This is a genomic window from Pseudomonas sp. Y24-6, assembly GCF_020295325.1.
GTDB lineage: Bacteria > Pseudomonadota > Gammaproteobacteria > Pseudomonadales > Pseudomonadaceae > Aquipseudomonas > Aquipseudomonas gregormendelii.
In genome coordinates, this window is sequence record NZ_JACBXG010000006.1 from 211,106 (window position 1) to 230,742 (window position 19,637).

Annotated in this window: 20 protein-coding genes; 14 read left to right on the forward strand and 6 right to left on the reverse strand. The window is 56.7% G+C overall.

The genetic code is table 11. The features are described from left to right. The first annotated feature begins 192 nt into the window (after window positions 1-192). The 11 genes from HYI44_RS14035 to HYI44_RS14085 all read left to right on the forward strand — a co-directional run bounded on the left by HYI44_RS14035 (window position 193) and on the right by HYI44_RS14085 (window position 10,673). Window positions 193-1,713, forward strand: a complete 1,521-nt coding sequence (locus HYI44_RS14035; RefSeq protein ID WP_225569641.1) for an aldehyde dehydrogenase family protein — start codon at window positions 193-195, stop codon at window positions 1,711-1,713. Window positions 1,714-1,861: 148 nt separating this feature from the next. Continuing rightward, window positions 1,862-3,313 carry an ethanolamine permease gene (eat, locus tag HYI44_RS14040; protein ID WP_045061519.1) on the forward strand — a complete coding sequence of 484 codons (1,452 nt, stop codon included), beginning with the start codon at window positions 1,862-1,864 and terminating at the stop codon, window positions 3,311-3,313. Window positions 3,314-3,364: 51 nt separating this feature from the next. Continuing rightward, a complete protein-coding gene (locus tag HYI44_RS14045; protein ID WP_225569642.1) occupies window positions 3,365-4,759 on the forward strand; it encodes an ethanolamine ammonia-lyase subunit EutB in 1,395 nt (464 codons plus the stop codon). Next, window positions 4,756-5,592, forward strand: a complete 837-nt coding sequence (gene eutC / locus HYI44_RS14050; RefSeq protein ID WP_412548490.1) for an ethanolamine ammonia-lyase subunit EutC — start codon at window positions 4,756-4,758, stop codon at window positions 5,590-5,592. The genes HYI44_RS14045 and eutC overlap by 4 nt, the downstream gene beginning before the upstream one ends. A 118-nt stretch (window positions 5,593-5,710) precedes the next feature. Then, the gene (locus HYI44_RS14055; RefSeq protein WP_122838915.1) at window positions 5,711-6,172 is read left to right on the forward strand and encodes a GNAT family N-acetyltransferase; all 462 of its coding nucleotides are present in this window, start codon (window positions 5,711-5,713) and stop codon (window positions 6,170-6,172) included. A 338-nt stretch (window positions 6,173-6,510) separates the two neighbouring features. Beyond that, on the forward strand, window positions 6,511-7,167 hold the full coding sequence (locus tag HYI44_RS14060; RefSeq protein ID WP_225569644.1) for a DedA family protein: 657 nt from the start codon (window positions 6,511-6,513) through the stop codon (window positions 7,165-7,167). Window positions 7,168-7,173: 6 nt separating this feature from the next. Continuing rightward, a complete protein-coding gene (locus HYI44_RS14065; protein WP_225569645.1) occupies window positions 7,174-7,986 on the forward strand; it encodes a zinc-dependent peptidase in 813 nt (270 codons plus the stop codon). A gap of 113 nt (window positions 7,987-8,099) precedes the next feature. Continuing rightward, window positions 8,100-8,627, forward strand: a complete 528-nt coding sequence (gene ppa, locus HYI44_RS14070) for an inorganic diphosphatase (protein ID WP_045061525.1) — start codon at window positions 8,100-8,102, stop codon at window positions 8,625-8,627. 230 nt (window positions 8,628-8,857) lie between these two features. Next, window positions 8,858-9,610, forward strand: coding sequence for a helix-turn-helix transcriptional regulator (locus HYI44_RS14075; protein WP_225569646.1), 753 nt, complete (start codon window positions 8,858-8,860; stop codon window positions 9,608-9,610). Window positions 9,611-10,083: 473 nt separating this feature from the next. Beyond that, complete coding sequence (locus tag HYI44_RS14080) at window positions 10,084-10,338, forward strand: helix-turn-helix domain-containing protein (RefSeq protein WP_225569647.1); 255 nt, start codon at window positions 10,084-10,086, stop codon at window positions 10,336-10,338. 47 nt (window positions 10,339-10,385) lie between these two features. Beyond that, window positions 10,386-10,673 carry a hypothetical protein gene (locus HYI44_RS14085; RefSeq protein ID WP_225569712.1) on the forward strand — a complete coding sequence of 96 codons (288 nt, stop codon included), beginning with the start codon at window positions 10,386-10,388 and terminating at the stop codon, window positions 10,671-10,673. On the opposite strand, the gene HYI44_RS29620 is transcribed toward HYI44_RS14085, so the two are convergent. The 3 genes from HYI44_RS29620 to HYI44_RS14100 all read right to left on the reverse strand — a co-directional run bounded on the left by HYI44_RS29620 (window position 10,619) and on the right by HYI44_RS14100 (window position 13,092). Next, window positions 10,619-10,969, reverse strand: a complete 351-nt coding sequence (locus HYI44_RS29620) for an MFS transporter (protein ID WP_225569648.1) — start codon at window positions 10,967-10,969, stop codon at window positions 10,619-10,621. The genes HYI44_RS14085 and HYI44_RS29620 overlap by 55 nt on opposite strands. A gap of 154 nt (window positions 10,970-11,123) precedes the next feature. Further along, window positions 11,124-11,843, reverse strand: coding sequence for an MFS transporter (locus HYI44_RS14095; RefSeq protein WP_225569649.1), 720 nt, complete (start codon window positions 11,841-11,843; stop codon window positions 11,124-11,126). A 553-nt stretch (window positions 11,844-12,396) separates the two neighbouring features. Further along, window positions 12,397-13,092 (reverse strand): response regulator transcription factor, encoded by a 696-nt coding sequence (locus tag HYI44_RS14100; protein ID WP_201148505.1) that lies wholly within the window; start codon window positions 13,090-13,092, stop codon window positions 12,397-12,399. Window positions 13,093-13,525: 433 nt separating this feature from the next. On the opposite strand from HYI44_RS14100, the gene HYI44_RS14105 reads away from it, so the two are divergent. After that, window positions 13,526-13,936, forward strand: a complete 411-nt coding sequence (locus HYI44_RS14105) for a hypothetical protein (RefSeq protein WP_225569650.1) — start codon at window positions 13,526-13,528, stop codon at window positions 13,934-13,936. A gap of 159 nt (window positions 13,937-14,095) precedes the next feature. Here the strand turns inward: HYI44_RS14105 and HYI44_RS14110 are convergent, their stop codons facing one another. Then, the gene (locus HYI44_RS14110; protein ID WP_225569651.1) at window positions 14,096-16,552 is read right to left on the reverse strand and encodes an ATP-binding protein; all 2,457 of its coding nucleotides are present in this window, start codon (window positions 16,550-16,552) and stop codon (window positions 14,096-14,098) included. Window positions 16,553-16,759: 207 nt separating this feature from the next. Beyond that, a complete protein-coding gene (locus tag HYI44_RS14115; RefSeq protein ID WP_225569652.1) occupies window positions 16,760-17,200 on the reverse strand; it encodes a cupin domain-containing protein in 441 nt (146 codons plus the stop codon). Window positions 17,201-17,710: 510 nt separating this feature from the next. Between HYI44_RS14115 and HYI44_RS14120 the strand changes: the two genes are divergently transcribed. Beyond that, entirely contained in the window at window positions 17,711-18,043 is a 333-nt protein-coding gene (locus tag HYI44_RS14120; RefSeq protein WP_225569653.1) for a lytic polysaccharide monooxygenase, read from the forward strand. Next, the gene (locus HYI44_RS14125) at window positions 18,022-19,215 is read left to right on the forward strand and encodes a lytic polysaccharide monooxygenase (RefSeq protein ID WP_263868630.1); all 1,194 of its coding nucleotides are present in this window, start codon (window positions 18,022-18,024) and stop codon (window positions 19,213-19,215) included. The genes HYI44_RS14120 and HYI44_RS14125 overlap by 22 nt, the downstream gene beginning before the upstream one ends. Before the next feature lie 61 nt (window positions 19,216-19,276). Here HYI44_RS14125 and HYI44_RS14130 read toward each other — a convergent pair whose 3' ends face one another. Beyond that, the gene (locus tag HYI44_RS14130; RefSeq protein WP_225569654.1) at window positions 19,277-19,609 is read right to left on the reverse strand and encodes a hypothetical protein; all 333 of its coding nucleotides are present in this window, start codon (window positions 19,607-19,609) and stop codon (window positions 19,277-19,279) included. Between the last annotated feature and the right edge of the window lie 28 nt (window positions 19,610-19,637).

A 19,637-nucleotide genomic window follows, 5' to 3' on the forward strand; every position in this document is an offset into this window, starting at 1 on the left:
GGCAAATCCGGCACAAACTGTCACCCACGCTGTACCGATACCGTCACAGCGCCCGCCCACCCGTCCGAGAAAAACCGCGCAACCCCTTGATTCCCCGGCCCTGCAAGGCAGTGGCCCAACCTTTGCTCTACGCTTATGGCAAGCGCACATGCGCCACTCCCTCAATAAGCATAAAAGCCAAGGAGAACCATCATGCGTTACGCTCACCCCGGTACTGAAGGCGCTATCGTTTCGTTCAAAAGCAAATACGGTAACTACATCGGCGGCGAGTTCGTCGCGCCTGTCAAAGGTCAGTACTTCACCAATACCTCGCCAGTCAATGGCCAACCCATCGCCGAATTCCCGCGTTCCACCGCCGAAGATATCGACAAGGCGCTGGACGCTGCACACGCCGCCGCTGACGCCTGGGGCAGCACTTCTGCCCAGGCCCGTTCGCTGGTACTGCTGAAAATTGCCGATCGTATCGAGCAGAACCTGGAAGTCCTGGCGATCACCGAGTCGTGGGACAACGGCAAGGCCGTGCGCGAAACCCTGAATGCCGACATTCCGCTGGCGGCCGACCATTTCCGCTACTTCGCCGGTTGCCTGCGCGCCCAGGAAGGCAGCGCTGCCGAGATCGACGGCAACACCGTGGCCTATCACATCCATGAGCCCCTGGGCGTGGTCGGGCAGATCATCCCGTGGAACTTCCCGATCCTGATGGCTGCCTGGAAGCTCGCCCCGGCGCTGGCCGCCGGTAACTGCGTAGTGCTCAAGCCAGCCGAGCAAACGCCACTGGGCATCACCGTACTGATGGAGCTGATCGGCGACCTGCTGCCGCCCGGTGTGTTGAACGTCGTGCAAGGCTTCGGCAAAGAAGCCGGCGAAGCGCTCGCCACCAGCAAACGCATCGCCAAGATCGCCTTCACCGGCTCGACTCCGGTCGGCTCGCACATCATGAAATGCGCCGCCGAAAATATCATCCCGTCCACCGTGGAGCTGGGCGGCAAGTCGCCGAACATCTTCTTCGCCGACATCATGGACGCTGAAGAAACCTTCATTGAAAAGGCCGCTGAGGGCCTGGTGCTGGCGTTCTTCAACCAAGGCGAAGTCTGCACCTGCCCGTCCCGCGCACTGGTGCAGGAGTCGATCTACGACGACTTCATGAAAGTGGTGATGAAAAAAGTCCTGCAGATCAAGCGAGGCGACCCGCTGGACACCGACACCATGGTCGGCGCACAGGCGTCCGAGCAGCAGTTCGACAAGATTCTGTCGTACCTGGAGATTGCCAAGGGCGAAGGCGCGGAACTGCTGACCGGCGGCAAGGTGGAAAAACTCGAGGGCAACCTGGCGACCGGCTATTACATCCAGCCGACCCTGCTCAAGGGCACCAACAAAATGCGCGTGTTCCAGGAAGAAATCTTTGGCCCGGTGGTGAGCATCACCACCTTCCAGGACGAAGCCGAAGCCCTGGCCATCGCCAACGACACCGAGTTCGGCCTGGGTGCGGGCCTTTGGACCCGCGACATCAACCGCGCCTACCGCATGGGCCGCGCCATCAAGGCCGGTCGCGTATGGACCAACTGCTACCACCTGTACCCGGCGCACGCCGCGTTTGGCGGTTACAAAAAATCCGGCGTCGGTCGTGAAACCCACAAAATGATGCTCGACCACTACCAGCAGACCAAAAACCTGTTGGTGAGCTACGACATCAATCCGCTGGGCTTCTTCTAAAACTCGCAGCACTTGCTCCCCCTGTGGGAGCGAGCCTGCTCGCGATAGCGGTTCACCCTTTCAACGCATCAGTTGAATGATCCACCGCCATCGCGAGCAGGCTCACACCCCACAAGGCCCACCCAAAACAATAACAATGGTGAACCCTATGCCTAGCGAATCCCCTTCGGGCGTCCCGGCGACCGGCTCTTCCGTGGACTTTGAAAAAGTCGACTCGCAATACTTCCAGCAACGGGAACTGAAAAAAGGCGCCGCCGGCTGGGTCCTGCTGGTCGGCCTCGGCGTGGCCTACGTCATTTCCGGCGATTACGCCGGGTGGAACTTCGGCCTCGCCCAAGGTGGCTGGGGTGGCATGTTCCTCGCCACATTGCTGATGGCCACCATGTACCTGTGCATGTGCTTTTCACTGGCCGAACTGTCTTCCATGATTCCTACCGCTGGTGGCGGTTACGGTTTTGCCCGCAGCGCATTCGGCCCCTGGGGCGGATTCCTGACCGGGACAGCGATTCTGATCGAGTACGCCATCGCACCCGCAGCGATCGCGGTGTTTATCGGCGCCTATTGCGAGTCATTGTTCGGCATTGGCGGCTGGATGATCTACCTGGCGTTCTACATTATCTTCATCGCGATCCACATCTTCGGTGTCGGTGAGGCCCTGAAACTGATGTTTATCATCACCGCCGTTGCCGCGCTGGCCCTGGGCGTATTTCTGGTAGCGATGGTGCCGCACTTCAACGTCGCCAACCTGCTGGACATTCCCGTAACGGACGCCAAGGGCGCCAGCAGCTTCTTGCCCTTTGGCTATGTCGGCGTGTGGGCGGCGATTCCCTACGCGATCTGGTTCTTCCTCGCGGTCGAAGGTGTGCCGCTCGCGGCAGAAGAAACCAAAAACCCGAAACGCGACCTGCCCCGCGGCCTGATCGGCGCGATGCTGGTGCTGGTGAGCTTTGCCCTGCTGATCCTGGTCATCGGGCCCGGTGGTGCAGGTGCCAACGCGCTGCTGACCTCGGGCAACCCGCTGGTCGAAGCCTTGAGCAAGGCGTATGGCGGTTCGACCTGGATGGGCGGCTTCGTCAACCTGGTGGGCCTTGCAGGCCTGATCGCCAGCTTTTTCTCGATCATCTATGCCTATTCGCGGCAGATTTTCGCCCTGTCCCGCGCCGGCTACCTGCCGCGCAAACTGTCTGAAACCAATAAAAGCAAAGCACCGGTGCTGGCGCTGATCATTCCAGGGATTATCGGTTTTGGCCTGTCGCTGACCGGCCAGGGTGACCTGCTCATCCTCGTGGCAGTGTTCGGCGCGACCATTTCCTACGTCCTGATGATGGCCGCCCACATCACCCTGCGCATTCGCCGCCCCAAAATGGATCGGCCATACCGTACGCCGGGCGGTATCTTCACCTCCGGCGTGGCCCTGGTACTGGCCTGCATCGCGGTAGTGGCGGGCTTCCTGGTGGATCCGCGGGTGGTCATCGGGGCCGCGATCATCTATGGAGTGTTAATTGCTTACTTTGCGTTCTACAGTCGGCATCACTTGGTAGCAGGCACGCCCGAAGAAGAGTTCGCGGCGATTCAGGCCGCTGAAAAAGCCTTGCACTGACCGCCGCAAACCACGGCGCAGGCCCGGCCTGCGCCGTCACGGAGAATCTGTATGGCTAGTTTTGCTCACACCGTCGGCGCCCAGGTCTATCGGTTCGAAAGCCTCAAGGACGTCATGGCCAAGGCCAGTCCGGCACGCTCCGGGGACTTCCTGGCCGGCGTTGCCGCGCTCAACGACGGCGAGCGGGTGGCCGCGCAAATGGCGCTGGCCGACATCCCGCTGACCCACTTCCTGCAGGAAGTACTGATCCCCTACGAAGCCGATGAAGTCACCCGGCTGATCATCGACACCCATGACAAGCAGGCTTTCGCGGTAGTCAGCCATTTAACCGTCGGCGGTTTTCGCGACTGGCTGCTCAGCGACCATGCCGACGAACAGAGACTGCGCGCCCTCGCACCTGGCCTGATCCCGGAAATGGTCGCCGCCGTGTCGAAGATCATGCGCGTCCAGGACCTGGTGCTGGTCGCGCAGAAGATCCGCGTGGTCACCCGGTTCCGCGGCACGATGGGCTTGCGCGGCCGGCTGTCCACGCGCTTGCAGCCCAATCACCCCACCGACGAACCCGCCGGCATTGCCGCGAGCATTCTCGATGGCCTGCTGTATGGCAACGGCGATGCCATGATCGGGATCAACCCGGCCACCGACAGCATCGCCTCCATCTGCGCGATGCTGGAAATGCTCGATGCCATCATCCAGCGCTATGACATCCCGACCCAGGCTTGTGTGCTGACCCATGTCACCACCTCCATCGAAGCGGTCAATCGCGGAGTTCCCCTGGACCTGGTGTTCCAGTCCATCGCCGGCACCGAAGCGGCCAATGCCAGTTTCGGCATCAACCTCAATGTCCTGCAGGAAGGCTACGACGCCGGGCTAAGCCTGAATCGCGGCACTCTGGGGCAGAACCTGATGTATTTCGAGACCGGCCAGGGCAGTGCGTTGTCCGCCAACGCCCACCACGGGGTCGATCAACAGACCTGTGAAACCCGGGCCTACGCCGTTGCGCGACATTTCAAACCGTTTCTGGTGAATACGGTGGTCGGGTTTATCGGGCCCGAATACCTGTACAACGGCAAGCAAATCATCCGCGCCGGCCTCGAGGATCACTTCTGCGGCAAGCTGCTGGGCGTGCCCATGGGCTGCGACATCTGCTACACCAACCACGCCGAAGCCGACCAGGACGACATGGACACCCTGCTGACCTTGCTGGGCGTGGCCGGGATCAATTTCATCATGGGCATCCCCGGCTCCGACGACATCATGCTCAACTACCAGACCACCTCGTTTCATGACGCGCTCTATGCCCGGCAGACCCTGGGCCTGAAACCCGCGCCGGAATTCGAACAGTGGCTGGCCAGGATGGGCATCTTTACCCAGGCGGACGGCAAGGTCCTCTTCGGCAACAACCTGCCCCCGGCCTTCCGCCAGGCCTTGGCGCAATTGGGATGAGTGTTGATATGGACAAACCACCTGTTGATCCGCAAAACCCCTGGCTGGAACTGCGCCGCCTGACGCCGGCGCGGATCGCCCTCGGACGAACCGGCACCAGCATGCCCACCAGTGCCCAGTTGGACTTCCAGCTGGCCCACGCCCAGGCGCGGGACGCCGTGCATCTGCCGGTTGATCACGCCGCTATCAGCGCACAACTCGATCAACGCGCACGTCAAAGCCTGCTGCTGCGCAGTGCCGCCACTGATCGCCACAGCTATCTGCAACGCCCCGATCTGGGCCGGAAATTGAGCGACGAGTCGGCCCAGAGCCTGCGCGAACACGCCCAAGCCAACCCCGGCGGAGTTGACCTGGTCATCGTGGTGGCCGACGGCCTGTCGGCGCTGGCCGTGCATCGGCACACCCTGCCATTGCTGGAGCGCATGGAAGAACAGATCCAGGCCGAAGGCTGGTCAGTGTCGCCGGTGATCCTGGTGGAACAGGGTCGAGTCGCGGTGGGTGACGAAATCGGCGAGCTGCTGGGCGCAAAGATGGTGGTCATCCTGATTGGTGAACGCCCCGGCCTCAGCTCGCCGGACAGCCTTGGGGTGTACTTTACCTACAACCCCAAGGTCGGACTGACCGATGCCTACCGCAACTGTATTTCCAACGTTCGTCTCGAGGGCTTGAGCTACGGCATGGCGGCACATCGCTTGCTGTACCTGATGCGCGAGGCCTGTCGGCGGCAGTTGTCCGGGGTCAATCTGAAGGATGAAGCCCAGGTGCAAACCCTCGAAGCGCACCCGGACGTTGAAATGAAAGGCAACTTCCTGCTCGGTCCACCAGAAGCCTGAACCGTTTCCGCATTGCGTTTGGCCTTTGGTTTCAGGCAGGATCGACGCACGGCTGCCGAGTGAGAACCGTTCGCCGTCAGAGCACGTGAAGACAGCCACTTGAAGACGAGACCTATCGATGCGGATTATTCAAGCGACCCTCGAACACCTGGACATGCTGACCCCGTTATTCGTCAAATACCGCGAGTTCTATGGCTCCCTGCCTTATCCGGACTCATCCCGGGCGTTCCTCGAAAAACGCCTGCGTCGCAAGGAGTCGGTGATTTACCTGGCGGTGTCCGATGACGACAGCACCAAGCTGATGGGCTTTTGCCAGCTGTACCCAAGCTTTTCTTCGCTGTCGCTCAAACGCGTGTGGATCCTTAACGACATCTACGTTGCCGAAGATGCCCGGCGCCAACTGGTGGCCGACAATCTGATCCGCACTGCGAAGAAGATGGCCAAGGACACCAATGCCGTGCGCATGCGCGTGTCCACCAGCAGTGATAACGAAGTCGCGCAGAAAACCTACGAGTCCATTGGCTTCAAGGAAGACACCGAGTTCAAGAACTACGTGCTGCCGATCAGCGACGAGCTCTGAGCGGTACACCCGGAGCTCGCGACTGAGGGTGCAAGCTCACCCTCTACTGTGGGGGTCAGCTCATACTGTGGGAGCAAAGCTTGCTCGCGATAGCGGTGGCGCATACACCGCAGGTGCGCATGACACACCCGATCGCGAGCAGCCCACACAAAAGCCTCCCGAATACACCGCCGGTCTCCCCGACATCCCCCGCTACAAACTCAACGGGCTTTTCAGTTGTCAGCTCGTATAATGCCGACCTTTTCGGCTCGTAAGAAAAACTACATCCCCCTGTAGGCCTTTTCGCGCAGTCATTCGCACAGGCTTGCTGAGTCGGGCCGTCACCACAGGTGCTTTCCATGGATTTCAACCCGCTCGACCTTATCCTGCATCTCGACGTCTACCTCGATTTGCTGGTCAACAACTACGGGCCATGGATCTACGCCATTCTGTTCCTGGTGATCTTCTGCGAGACCGGCCTGGTGGTCATGCCGTTCCTGCCGGGCGACTCCCTGTTGTTCATCGCCGGTGCCGTAGCCGCCGGTGGCGGCATGGACCCGGTACTGCTGGGAGGCCTGTTGATGCTGGCGGCCATCCTCGGCGACAGTACCAACTACGTGATAGGACGAACGGCGGGCGAGCGCTTGTTCAGCAACCCGAACTCGAAAGTCTTTCGTCGCGACTACCTGCAGCAGACCCACGACTTCTACGACAAGCACGGTGGCAAAACGGTGACCCTGGCGCGCTTCCTGCCGATCATCCGCACCTTCGCTCCGTTCGTCGCCGGCGTTGCCCGGATGCCTTACCCGCGTTTCTTCTTTTTCAGCGTACTGGGCACCATCCTCTGGGTCGGCGGGCTGGTGACGCTGGGCTACTTCTTCGGCAACGTACCGTTCATCAAGACCAACCTGTCGTTGCTGGTGGTCGGCATCATCCTGCTGTCGCTGATTCCGATGATCATCGGCATCGTGCGCAGCCGCATGGGCGGCTCCAGCTCCAAAACCGCCCAACACTGACCGGTCATGTGGTCCCTGAGCGCCTGGCGGCGCCAGCGCATCCTGGCCAAGCACCCGATTGCCGACGACCTGTGGCAACGGGTGCGCCAGCATTTGAGCTTCCTCGACGGCATCAGCGCCGAGGAAGACCAGTGGCTGCGTGAAGCCAGCGTGCTGTTCCTCGACGATAAACACCTGAGCGCCCTGCCCGGCGTCGAACTGCACCAGGAACAGCGCCTGCTGCTGGCCGTCCAGGCGCAATTGCCGTTGCTGCACCTGGGTGACCTGAACTGGTATCAGGGTTTTCACGAGATCGTTCTCTACCCGGATGACTTCCTCAGCCCTCAGCGCCATCGCGACGCGAGCGGCGTCGAGCACGAATGGGATGGCGAACACAGCGGTGAAGCCTGGCAGCAAGGCCCGATCATCCTCGCCTGGCCGGGCGTGATGGCCAGCGGTGGCTGGGAAGGCTACAACCTGGTCATCCACGAACTCGCGCACAAACTCGACATGCTCAACGGCGACGCCAACGGCCTGCCGCCGCTGCATGCCGACATGCGGATCAGCGACTGGGCCCGGGTCATGCAGCAGGCGTACGACGACCTCGACCAGCAACTGGACCACGATCCCGACGCCCAGACCGCCATTGACCCGTACGCCGCAGAGAATCCTGCGGAGTTTTTTGCCGTCACCAGCGAATACTTCTTCAGCGCCCCGGATTTGCTGCACGAGGCGTATCCTCAGGTCTACGAGCAGCTGAAGCTGTTTTACCGGCAGGACCCGCTCGCCCGGCTGCGGCAACTTCAGGCCGAAGACCCGGTCTATCAGGCACACGACTAAGGTCTCTACGACCCTTGGTACGTGGCATCGACGGCGGAATATGCCTATAATCGCCGCCACTTTTTGGTCAATCCGGCCAAGTGTTTTTGGTCAACTAACGGGGGCACCGCCCAATGAGCTACAGCAAGATTCCGGCTGGCAAAGACCTGCCGAACGACATCTACGTCGCGATCGAGATTCCGGCCAACCACGCGCCGATCAAGTACGAAATCGACAAAGACAGCGATTGCCTGTTCGTTGACCGTTTCATGGCCACCCCGATGTTCTACCCGGCCAACTACGGTTTCATCCCGAACACCCTGGCTGACGACGGTGATCCCCTCGACGTGCTGGTCGTGACCCCTTACCCGGTTGCCCCAGGCTCGGTGATCCGCGCTCGTCCGGTCGGCATCCTGCACATGACCGACGACGGCGGCGGCGATGCCAAAGTCATCGCAGTCCCGCACGACAAGCTGTCCCAGCTGTACGTCGACGTGAAGGAATACACCGATCTGCCAGCCCTGCTGCTGGAACAGATCAAGCACTTCTTCGAGAACTACAAAGACCTCGAAAAAGGCAAATGGGTGAAGATCGAAGGTTGGGGCGACGCAGAAGCAGCCCGCACCGAGATCATGAAGTCGGTTGCGGCCTATAAAGGCTAAAGAAGCCGCTTCAAGCCTCAAGCTTGCAGCTTCAAGAAAAACCCCGGATATCCGGGGTTTTTTGTGGGCGCTGGAAAAGCGCCTTAAACGATGTGTTTAACAGCAGGCCGAATTGGTTTTTCTTTGTTTAATTTTCCTACAAAGCGTCTTACATCCAGTGGCAAAAATCAGGCGATATTTGAACGGCTCGTTGATTCAAAGCCTTGGCCCACCGCATTAAACTCGCGTTTATGAAAAAGAACAAAACCTGCGGCAAACGATTCAAGGCAGCCCTCAAGGAGGCGAAGATCACGACGACGGCATTCGCCGACTTCCTCCAGATCTCCAATGCGCAAAACGTCCATAACTGGTACACCCGAGGCGTGCCCGAGTACCGTATGGAAGAAGTCGCCAGGATTCTGTCCATCAACAGCGCCTGGCTGAAAATCGGCGAAGGGCCCAAGGATGCCGCAGAAGCGCGCCTGATCGAAAACACCGGCAACATCTTCGACGCCCATGCCATCCGCGGCACCTACCAGGTGATCGAGCCGACGGATGTCGAAGTGCCCTTCTACAAGGAAATGCCAATTACACCCGGCTCCAGCAAAACTCACGTCGGCAAGGACCCGGACAACTTCATCCGCCTGCCGCGCTGCGACCTCGACTCCCTGGAAATCAAATATTCCGACGCCATTTGCGCACGAATGATGGGCAACAGCATGGCCGAGAAAATCGAAGACGGCTCCCTGCTCGCAATCGATCGCGGTCTCACTCAAATCATCGACGGCGAGATCTACGCCGTCGAACACGATGGTATGCTCCTGATCAAATACCTGCACCGCGTGCCCGGCAACGCCATTCGCATGCGCAGTCACAACAACGCCCAATACCCCGACGAAGTCTTCCGCCCGGCGCAAATCGAAGAAGAAAACATCCGCGTGCTCGGCTGGGTCTTCTGGTGGTCCACCCTCAACAAACGCCGGCCGATCGTGCCGTTCCTGTAAACCTGACGAACTGACCTGTAGCAGCTGCGCAGTTAGCTGCTACTCACCGAAACGCTCGACCGGCCACATCACACTGGGAATTCCCCACAAAAATCAGTATGCTGCGCCCCACATTTGCGCATCGACCCTTCCGAGGCCCAGATCGCACCGACCTGGCAGATGATTTTCTCCCCAGGTCCCACAGCCGGACGCAAGAGCCGGGTGTACGTTTTGAAGGCTGGCGCGGTTTACCAAAAATGAATCAAGCCAGTCCCCGAGAAGCCGGCCACAAGCCGGCTTTTTAATGCCTGAAATAAACCTGTCCGCTTTGGCATCCTTCCTGATTGCTCTTGTACTGGTCGACGCCACGACATGCTCCCAACGTCTGCGAAGAAAATAAAAATCTACCACAAACCTAAAACGGGTTGAACCCGTTTTGGGATAAACCTGAAAAAGGTTTATTTGATCTGTTGGTAAAAAATCGGCAGATCAGCATGAAGACGATTCACACAGCACCGTATCAACACTTTCTCGCGCTTTTGGTCGAGGCACGCAAGACCTCGCAGCTCACTCAGCAAGAGCTGTCCGAAAAGCTGGGCCGACCCCAGTCCTACGTATCGAAGTATGAGCGTGGAGAGCGCAGGCTCGACGTGATTGAATTTCTTGAGGTCTCCATGAACCTGGGTGCTGACCCGCACCGTATCCTGAGCGAGATAGAACAAATGCTAATCAGGAACCGCCATGCCTAGAGCGAGCGGCCACTGCATGCACGTACTTGCCACTGGACGCCCGATTTGTGCCGGAATGGCTTTTACATTATGAAAATCAAGATCCAAACGAGCGTTGCGCGCCCATCGGTGAAACCTGGCAGGCGCTCAATAATCCCGGGGATATCCTGCAATGGGATGCCACTGATGATTGGCGCACCACTCATGCAGCGAATGATCTGACGGTGGGGGGACAACGGTTGTTGTGCATTGAGGGTAATGACGCAAGTTGGGGTTTCTCTGTCGGACGACAGAGGCTCACTCACATCATTTGTGATTCTGCATTTTCGATGCGCTTCGACATACACTGGAAATAGATCGCCAGTGCTGCCGTGAGCAAAGCTAATGTAGAAGCCAAAATAAAAGGTGAGGCCCGACCAAATACTGAAATAAGCACACTACCTAATATTGGGCCTAAGACGATACAGAGCATTTGCAGGCTTCTGAATGACGCTGAAACCCTTCCTAACTTTTCTGCTGGACAGAGATTTTGAAGTATGATGTTAGAAGCTATAATCAATAGCTCGTAGCCAAATCCATTTAGAAGCCAAGAGACCATAAAATAAGCGGGGCGGATAACAGAAGAGAAATATAAAATAATACATGCAGACAAGACCCCAGCACTAAAAAAACCAACCCAAGAGTTCGCAACTTTACTTCATTAAAATTTATTATTTTAAATTTAATCGCAATCGCAGCACATACAGCACCCGCTGCGGTAGAGGATACTATTAAGGAAAAAACAATCGCTGGAAATTGAAGAGACGTTATGAGTGATGCAAGGTGAGGGTCGTAGCTAGCCAAAGCGAGAGATGTTGAGAGCGAGTAAAAAAACCTATTTTTAACTGAACGTCTAAAGATCGAAATATTTTAACTCCGCTTATAAGATCGAGAAAAACTGACCTTATAGTAAGCACAGCATTTGGCAGAGCTGGCTGCAAGCTAGGCCATATCAATTTTAAAAAGGGTATAGCCGCAAGTAGAAGTGCGACTGACACCAAAAAGATTGATTGCACAGGCAGCAAAATAGTGAGGACTCCAGCAAGAAGCGGGGTGGATACTTTTGTAAGTTGATCAAGCAGGCTGGAGTAACTAAAGAAATCTGTTCTACAGTCCGCTGACACTAGCTGCTTAACTGATATCGCTAATGCTGGAAAATACAGCATATTAGCTAGACCTTTAAGCACGGCGATTATTACAAACCACTCGAAGCTAGGCGCGAGAAAAAAACCTAATGTAGTGAGAATTCGCAATGACATTCCCGAAAGAAAGCTAACTCTAATATGTATACGATCTAGAATAATGCCCGCTATGGGCCCCACAAATAGTGAAGCTGCCCCCAAGGAGAAGGCTAGAATCGCAATTTCAGAGGGTGATGCGTGCCATAAATAAATAGGCACTAAAAAAATGAGAAAAAAATCAATCCACAGCGAAAGTGATGATAAGGCGCTTACAGTCAGAAGCGCTCTCACATTGTTCATTTTCATGCACCTACCTGGAGATAAAGATCAGGCTCAAATGCAACACCATCTGATGCGTTTGTAATCGAAAAGATTCGCAGATCAGAAAGTCTATTTATAAAACCACACCCATTGAAACCAACGAATATGTTACATAACACCGCAATGGCGGTCTGACCCCAAACGACTTCAATAGCTCATACATAGGTTTCTGAAGATCTTATACAGGTTGGAGTCCGACCGATTCGTCGGCGCGAGCAACTAAAGCCCGGAGCCCCAGTTCGTAACTTCCCTGAACCCAGCCTAATATAGATCCCTTGCTGAGCAGCGAAGCACCCGAGAAGCACTATAAGCAACGCGAGGAATGGCAAACAGTCCTTGATCACTTCGTCGAGCGGCAATTCACCACCCAATAAATACGAAGCCTATGAGGCCGCCCCTCAATTAATTACAGTTTCGCGTCTCGCCCACGTCCCCAAAGGTTGTGTCAGTCAGTTTCTTGGTGTGGAGGCAGACCTGTCAGTACAAAGCGGCGGCCGCAGTGACAAGCCGGTAGGCTGAAAAACAACGACCCGCCGCACTACCAACCCTCAAACTGCGAACGAACCTTGAACAGTTCGTTGTCGTTGCGAATCCCGAGCTTTCTATAGGCAGAATGCTTTTGGGTGCTGATGGTCTTGACGCTGCGCGTGAATTTCTGAGCGATTTGCGTCACCGACAAGCCATCCAGGCAACAGCGCAATACTTCCCGCTCACGAACGGACAGTTCGCTGGAGGTGATCAACGTGTTCAATCCCAAAGGGTTCGCCAGATCTTCCTGGCTCTCCTGGGCCATTGACACCTGATTTTCCCGCAGTTCGTTTTCCATCATGGGATGCAGGTAGTCACGCCCGCTGGCGACACGGCGAATCGCTATCAGCAACTGTTCCTTCGCCGTTTCCTTGCCCAGGAAACCCTTGGCACCGCAGCGCATCGCCATGGCCACAGTAGCCGGGGCATGCAATGCGGAAATCACCAGAAGGCTCACCTTGGGAAACTTGATCCGCAAGCCGCGAATCAGGTTCAGTCCGTCCACTTCGCCCGGCCCCAGGGAATAGTCCATGAGGACCACATCCACCTCCTGTTGATTCAATGCGTCGATCAACTTCTGGCTCTGGGTAAAATACCCGAGCACAGTGATATCCCGCTCTTGCCTGACATTCTCGGCGATGCCTTGCAGAATGAGCGCATGGTCATCCAGCACCATCAGGCGAATGGGACGAAACAATGAAACCATGAAAAATTCCTTAGCCTCAGGACAACCAGAATGGCTACTCATTACTTGAGCACAAGCCCACACGCTTCCCAGGGTTATTATGACTAAAACAAGCAGAGTCAAGAATACAGAGAACCTGCGCCCAAATAAAATAGGAATATTCCTAAATTTTTAGAGATTCAGATTAATCCCATGGCGCGGCCAGTGCGGGTATCGGAACGGTAATTCTCCGTTGAGAAATCAACCTGCTTTCAACTCGAAAAAATCCCACCCTGTAAAAAAACATCATCAACATCCATAACAAGAGCCAACCCTGGCGCTTTCAACAAAGTTTCAATATTTACAGTTGTTATATTCAGATACTTCAAGGCAATTGACGCACAACTCCCTATTAACTTAATTTTGCTCCAACCTGGAAGTATTTAACAGGCACCATGTTCTTTGGAGGCATACTATGAACTTAAGTAAAATAGTGCGAAATTCGGGCATACTGGCGGTACTAGGCATCAGCTGTACGGCAGTGTCAGCCCCTGCAGAAAACGAGTACTTTACAGCTTCTATCAGCAAAGAGGGAAAAGTACTCAGTCAGTCGTCGGAATGGATTGATAGCGTGAAATACTTCCCTCAAAAGGATTGGTTTTCAAACTATGAAATTAATTTCAAGCCCGACACCTACAAACAAGCACCGGCTTTTTGCTCTGCATCCACGACTGACAGCGAGGGCGAAGATGACTTGCTCTATGGGGTAGCGAAGCTGGGTGCAGCACCACGGCAGGATCGCGTCACGGTCATCACATCGTACATGGGCAAAGCAGGCCGTTCAGGTGATACCTCTCAGAGCTTCATGCTGATCTGCTTTAAATAAAACCTGAATGACAGGAAGAATGACTTTCGCCCTGTCATTCGTGCAAGCCAACCTGCAGACCGCGTCCGCCAATCGAAGACCTTAATCGCACTCAGGGGAAAACCCCAAAGCGGAACAAAGGGCCGGTATCAACAACACCGGTTTGCCGGCCATCGCGAATCACCCACTCTCGACGCATGACAAACAGTCGACTGTTTCTCGCAGGCGTTCGATAGCCGCGGCAATGCCCTGCGTGCCCCCTGCCTCTGCTGCCAGGCTCTCTACCTCGCGCGCGGCAGCGACCACATCGGTAACCCCGAGCATCATGGCGGCCCCGGATATACGATGGGCCATGCGGGCTACCTGAAGCCAGTCACTGGCGCCAAGGGCCTGGAACATACATTCAAGGTCCACACAGGAGGTCAAAGTAAATGCCTGTTGTAAATCAACTTCAACGCCAGGGGGCTCGTCTGCATCGACCGTCGCCAGAGGCGGGACATCACACCACAGGTCAATGATTTGCCCCAGCTGTTCGAGTCTCAATGGCTTGGCCAGTACGCCATCCATACCAGCCTCGAAACAAACACTCGTGTGCTCGGGGCCGACCAGCGCCGAGATCGCAATGATCGGCACACGCTCCAGGGTCTCGACCTCTCGTCGACGAACACTCGCGGCGAATGCGTAGCCATCGATGTCTGGCAAATTGCAGTCCAACAGGATGATGTCGAACTTCGAATGGGCATGCAGGCTCAGGCCCAGCCCCCCGGTTTCTGCCTGTGTGACGCTGTGTCCCAGTGCATGCAGCTGGCGCTTGATGACAAACTGGTTTTCCGGATGATCCTCTACCACCAGCACACTTAGCGCACGCCGCCTGCCCGTCGACAACACAGGGGGATGCCCATCGTGCATCGGGTTGTTCAAAGGCGGGACCAAGGGCGCACTCAACAACACCTCTACCTGGGTACCACGGCCGAACTGACTCTCCAGTCGAATGGAGCCACCCATCAACTTCAGCAGGCTGGCGCAGATCGTCAGCCCCAAACCGGAACCGCCAAACTTGCGCGCGATGGATTCATCCACTTGTGAAAACGCCTGGAACAATCGCAACTGCTGGCGCCTGGAGATACCTATCCCGGTGTCCGACACCACAACACGCAGCCGACCGGTAGTAGGGACAAGCGGGTCAACAGTCACTTCAGCCTCGACCCTGACCAGCCCGGCCTCGGTAAACTTGATCGCATTGGACAACAGGTTGATCAGCACCTGACGTACACGCTGGGCGTCGATGACCAGCCATAGTGGCGAATCCAGCCGCACCGACATGTTCAACCGCAGACGTTTTTCCTCGGCCCGCGATTCGACGATACTCAACGCGTCCTGAATCAGCGCCTGCAAATCCGTCGGCAGACAGCGCAACTCCAGCTTGTCGGCTTCGAGCTTGGAAAAGTCCAGCACATCGTCCAGCAACCCCAGCAGGGAATTGGCGCTGGTCACGGCGACCTTGGCCAGCAACGCATCATCAGGCGACAATTTGCTGCGCCCCAATAACTCCACCGACGACAGGACGGCATTCATCGGCGTACGGATTTCATGGCTCATGACCGCAAGGAACATGGCCTTGTCGCGCTCGCTGCGCTCGGCCCGACGTCGAGCCCTGTACGCTCGCAACAACAGGAAAACGAAGGCGAGCAACAAGATTACGGCGAGTGCCAGCTCCCACACGTAGTAATGCAGCATCGTCGACCACGAAGGTAGCTGGTAATGGGTGGTGCTCACCCATTGCGCCAGCATCAGGTCGGTCTCCTTCGCAGTCAGCGAGGCCAGCGACTTGTCGATGATGGAGATCAACAGCTGATCTTCAATGCGGGTACCAATTCTGACCACCGCGAGCATATCCGGAAGAGAGCCCGCCACGTGCAGGGTATCGAAGTAACGTTTCTGCAGGATCGGAATCAGTGCCGCTTCAATATCGACCGCCGCATATGCGTCGCCCAAGGCGACCTTCTCCAGCGCTTGCGCAGGGCTATTGACCACTACCAGTTCGATGTCGGGGTAACGCGCGCGCAAGCTTTGTTCGTAGCCGCCCCCGCCCTTGACGGCAACCCGTTTACCGCTGAGTTGGCGCGGATCAAAAATAACCGGTGAACTCGCCTGGGTGACGATCAGGGTCGAGCCGACGAAGTACGGTTCGCTGTAGGCGATCCGTTGCCGAATATTCGGAGACGCCAGCCATTCGGAAACAGCCGGGAGCAGATCGACATGTCCTTCGAACAGCGCCTCGGTAGCACTCGTCCAGCCTACCGGCGGGGCCAGGCGAAACTGCAGCCCGGACACTCTGGCGACCGCCTTCACGTACTCGGCGCTGAGCCCCTTGTAGACCCCGTCCCCGATGTATTCGATGGGGCGCCAATCGGGGTCGATACCGATGTTCAACACCGGATGCGCAGCTATCCAGGCCAGCTCCTGCTCTGTAAACAAGTCGCTGGACTGGCCCCAGGCCCCCTCTTGGAAACCGGCAATCGTCAACAGCAGTGTACGCAGGAAAGCACGCAATATTCCCTTGCTGTACGCCTGCTCATAACGAGCCCCTGCCCCCTCAAGATAGCGCCGCACACCGGTCACACCTGACCACTTCATCCCTCATTCCCTGTCATGAAGACTCAACCCACCGCAGCCAGTAGGGACGCCGGGGGGAAATCATTGTAAGCCCCTTTAATTCGGATACTTCATGAAATATGTTTACGAAATTGTAATGAGTCACCGTTTGAACTAACGCCGCCAGCGCAATGGCAAACAGCTCCAACTCGCGTGAACAGTTATCTATTGATTTCACCCACACCCGCGTCAAGGCTGGGACAACGGCATACCCTTGGCCCCGGCGTAAAACACAATCAGCACTGCGGGCGAGTCGCGCGTCAGCCCACGATGCAACGCCCCCACCATCTCCGGCAACACCTGCCCTGCGCTGAGGGTCTTTTTCTCACCGCTGTCCTTTTTTTCGACGGTGAGTTCTCCGGACAAGACGTAGGCTGCATTCGGCATTGGATGTGTATGCCAAGGCAATGCCGTGTGTGCCGGGATGGTAATTTTAACCACCGTCAACTCGGGCGATCCGCTCGGGTAATCTACATAAGGCAGGCCATCCCAAGATGTACTACCACGAAGTAGCGTCTCTGTTTCAACGGTGGATTGATTGTGTGCACTTACCGAGCCTGCCAACAACGGCAGGCTGACGCCGCAGACAAATAGAATTTTTTTTATAAAAGCATCAAACAATGGCTTCATTCTCTAACGGAAGAATCAGGGACTGATGACACATCTTGTTGTTAATCATCGCTATTTGATGAACTACTTGAAATAGTCAGTCTTCGTCCCGCGCAGGCTCACCCTTACAAGACTCTTCCTATGTATGCGACCTGGAAGAACAGGGATATAGGAATACTCCCATATATGACGCCACCTGGCCGCCAGCCAGGCGCCGGGGCTTGCTGCTACGGCGTGGCCAGGCACTTTTATTACGAAGCAGGGACTTCCTGGCACCACGCACTACTCAATGCCGCCGTGAGGCTCGGCGGCATCGGCCCAATGAGCATACCGGTGTGAAAGCGCCAGCCCGTGACCCGCAGTTTAAAGAGCCAGTTCGGACTCGTCCCATATACCCGCGCTACACATCCCGTAACGTATAGCGACGCCCCGGGGTTGTGCCAACAACAAACGCAGGCAGCCGATGCCCGCTGCCAAATCCGCAACGTCGACAGGCACAGAATCAACTCCTAATACTCATAAGGTCAATCGATGATCCACAGAACACCCTTTTGCCTGCTGCGCAAACTGCCCATGGTCATGGCCATGGGCGTTACCGCCATCATTGCCCAGCCAGTCAACGCTCACGGCTACATCGAAAGCCCGAAATCGCGGGCCTTCATGTGCCAGGAACATCAAGGCGCGCTGAACAGGGACTGCGGCAGCGTGCAGTACGAACCGCAAAGCATTGAATTCCCTGGTCGTCCCGGCGGCAGCATCCGCCATTTCCAGGGGAGGGCCGAGCCTGCGCCGGAGATTTCAATCAATGCGGCCCAGCTGATGGCACCATCGCGGCTGGCGGTATGGACGTCTTCTCGCCACTGAACGAGCAGACGGCGACCCGCTGGAAAAAAACCCTTATAAAGCCAGGACTCAACACCTTCACCTGGCATTACAACGCCAGCCATGCCACCGCCTATTGGCAATTTTACATCACAAATAAAGACTGGAATCCGAACCGGCCGCTTAGCCGAGAATCATTCGAACTCAAGCCACTGCTCGACGAAAAATGGAACAACACCGTACCGGTTCCAGCCGAGGGCACCACTCCGCACAAGGTCTACATCCCGGCCGACCACGGCGGGTACCATGTCATATTGGCCACCTGGAAAGCGGCGGATACCGACGCCACCTTCTACCAGGTCATCGACCTCGATATTGACAACGGAAAGGCACCGCCCTCGGATTGGCAACACATCGGAACCGTGCAACCTCAGGCCCTGAAAATCGGCGACGAGGTATTCACCCGTGCGTTTGTCGAAGGCAGCGAACTGCAAGCACGACAGGTCGGCCTGAAAATTACCTCGGCCGAAGAGTCCCGCGCCGATGTGTGGCCCTACCTGCTGGCGAAAAAGGTCAACGCGACCAACCCGGGCTTCCTGATGGGCGAACTCAATGTCGAAAACCAGGTAGTGCCGAACTTCGGCATGAACGGCTTCTTCGTCAAGAAAGGCAGTGACATCACCAGCGTCCTGGTCAAGCAGGTACTGGCAGAACAGCCAGGTGAGCTGAAAGTCGACGCCATGCGCCAAAATTACACACTGAAAAACGGCAAGGTCGACCTGCACTTCAATGCGATCGCCAGGGGCGTCGACTACACCATCAAGGCCACGGTATTCAACGCCAAGGGTGAAAGCATCGCGCACCAGCAGGCTGAAGCCGGTAACAACACGCCGCAGTTTTCGATCACCCTCGAGGACATCATGGTCGGCAAGTTCGACCTGGTGATCATCGCCACCCCGAAGAAGGGAGCCCAGTTGCAACACACCGTCAGCTTCACTGTGCAGCAGGAAAGCGACGCCCAGTATGACCATGTCTTCCCTGCGAGCTTGAAGAGCTACGTCTCCGGCACCCGGGTGCTGCAGCCCAAGGACGGTAAAATCTACGAGTGCAAGCCGTTCCCGAACAGTGGCCACTGCATCCAGTGGAGCCCCAGTGCAACTTCTTTTGAGCCGGGCAACGGCGCAAACTGGCAGGCGGCCTGGTCGCGCAGGTAATCGGTGCTTTCAGCACCCGTGCGTGACGCGCAAGCGTCACGCCCCCCCGGTAAGAGCACTCTCAGCCAAACACACAGGACTGATGAGATACGTAGACCCGGCCACCTTCACGCATCACCAGAGCGAAGGTTTCATAAAAGCAGCTCTTTTGCTCCAGCGCCTGGCTGTGCACCTCACCAATGACCACAATCAGCGCATTGTCCCCAAAGGGCAGCACATTGCTGGTATGCACGTGATGATCGAGCTGGCTGCGCCACGCACTGCCCTGAACGATCTCATTGGCCCCCTTGAAGAGCTCACTGTTGGAAAAACACACCGACTCGTCACCGTATAATCCAGCCAGTCTTTCCGGCGAGCAGATGACCTCACCATAAAATGCCTTGACGAATGGCACGACCAACGCCTGTAGGTCTATTTTCATT

Excerpts from the sequence above, each read along its gene's own strand:
- HYI44_RS14035 (WP_225569641.1), top strand. The coding sequence starts at position 193 with ATGCGTTACGCTCACCCCGGTACTGAAGGCGCTATCGTTTCGTTCAAA.
- eat (WP_045061519.1), top strand. The coding sequence starts at position 1,862 with ATGCCTAGCGAATCCCCTTCGGGCGTCCCGGCGACCGGCTCTTCCGTG.
- HYI44_RS14045 (WP_225569642.1), top strand. The coding sequence starts at position 3,365 with ATGGCTAGTTTTGCTCACACCGTCGGCGCCCAGGTCTATCGGTTCGAA.
- eutC (WP_412548490.1), top strand. The coding sequence starts at position 4,756 with ATGAGTGTTGATATGGACAAACCACCTGTTGATCCGCAAAACCCCTGG.
- HYI44_RS14055 (WP_122838915.1), top strand. The coding sequence starts at position 5,711 with ATGCGGATTATTCAAGCGACCCTCGAACACCTGGACATGCTGACCCCG.
- HYI44_RS14060 (WP_225569644.1), top strand. The coding sequence starts at position 6,511 with ATGGATTTCAACCCGCTCGACCTTATCCTGCATCTCGACGTCTACCTC.
- HYI44_RS14065 (WP_225569645.1), top strand. The coding sequence starts at position 7,174 with ATGTGGTCCCTGAGCGCCTGGCGGCGCCAGCGCATCCTGGCCAAGCAC.
- ppa (WP_045061525.1), top strand. The coding sequence starts at position 8,100 with ATGAGCTACAGCAAGATTCCGGCTGGCAAAGACCTGCCGAACGACATC.
- HYI44_RS14075 (WP_225569646.1), top strand. The coding sequence starts at position 8,858 with ATGAAAAAGAACAAAACCTGCGGCAAACGATTCAAGGCAGCCCTCAAG.
- HYI44_RS14080 (WP_225569647.1), top strand. The coding sequence starts at position 10,084 with ATGAAGACGATTCACACAGCACCGTATCAACACTTTCTCGCGCTTTTG.
- HYI44_RS14095 (WP_225569649.1), bottom strand. The coding sequence starts at position 11,843 with ATGAAAATGAACAATGTGAGAGCGCTTCTGACTGTAAGCGCCTTATCA.
- HYI44_RS14100 (WP_201148505.1), bottom strand. The coding sequence starts at position 13,092 with ATGGTTTCATTGTTTCGTCCCATTCGCCTGATGGTGCTGGATGACCAT.
- HYI44_RS14105 (WP_225569650.1), top strand. The coding sequence starts at position 13,526 with ATGAACTTAAGTAAAATAGTGCGAAATTCGGGCATACTGGCGGTACTA.
- HYI44_RS14110 (WP_225569651.1), bottom strand. The coding sequence starts at position 16,552 with ATGAAGTGGTCAGGTGTGACCGGTGTGCGGCGCTATCTTGAGGGGGCA.
- HYI44_RS14115 (WP_225569652.1), bottom strand. The coding sequence starts at position 17,200 with ATGAAGCCATTGTTTGATGCTTTTATAAAAAAAATTCTATTTGTCTGC.
- HYI44_RS14120 (WP_225569653.1), top strand. The coding sequence starts at position 17,711 with ATGATCCACAGAACACCCTTTTGCCTGCTGCGCAAACTGCCCATGGTC.
- HYI44_RS14125 (WP_263868630.1), top strand. The coding sequence starts at position 18,022 with ATGGACGTCTTCTCGCCACTGAACGAGCAGACGGCGACCCGCTGGAAA.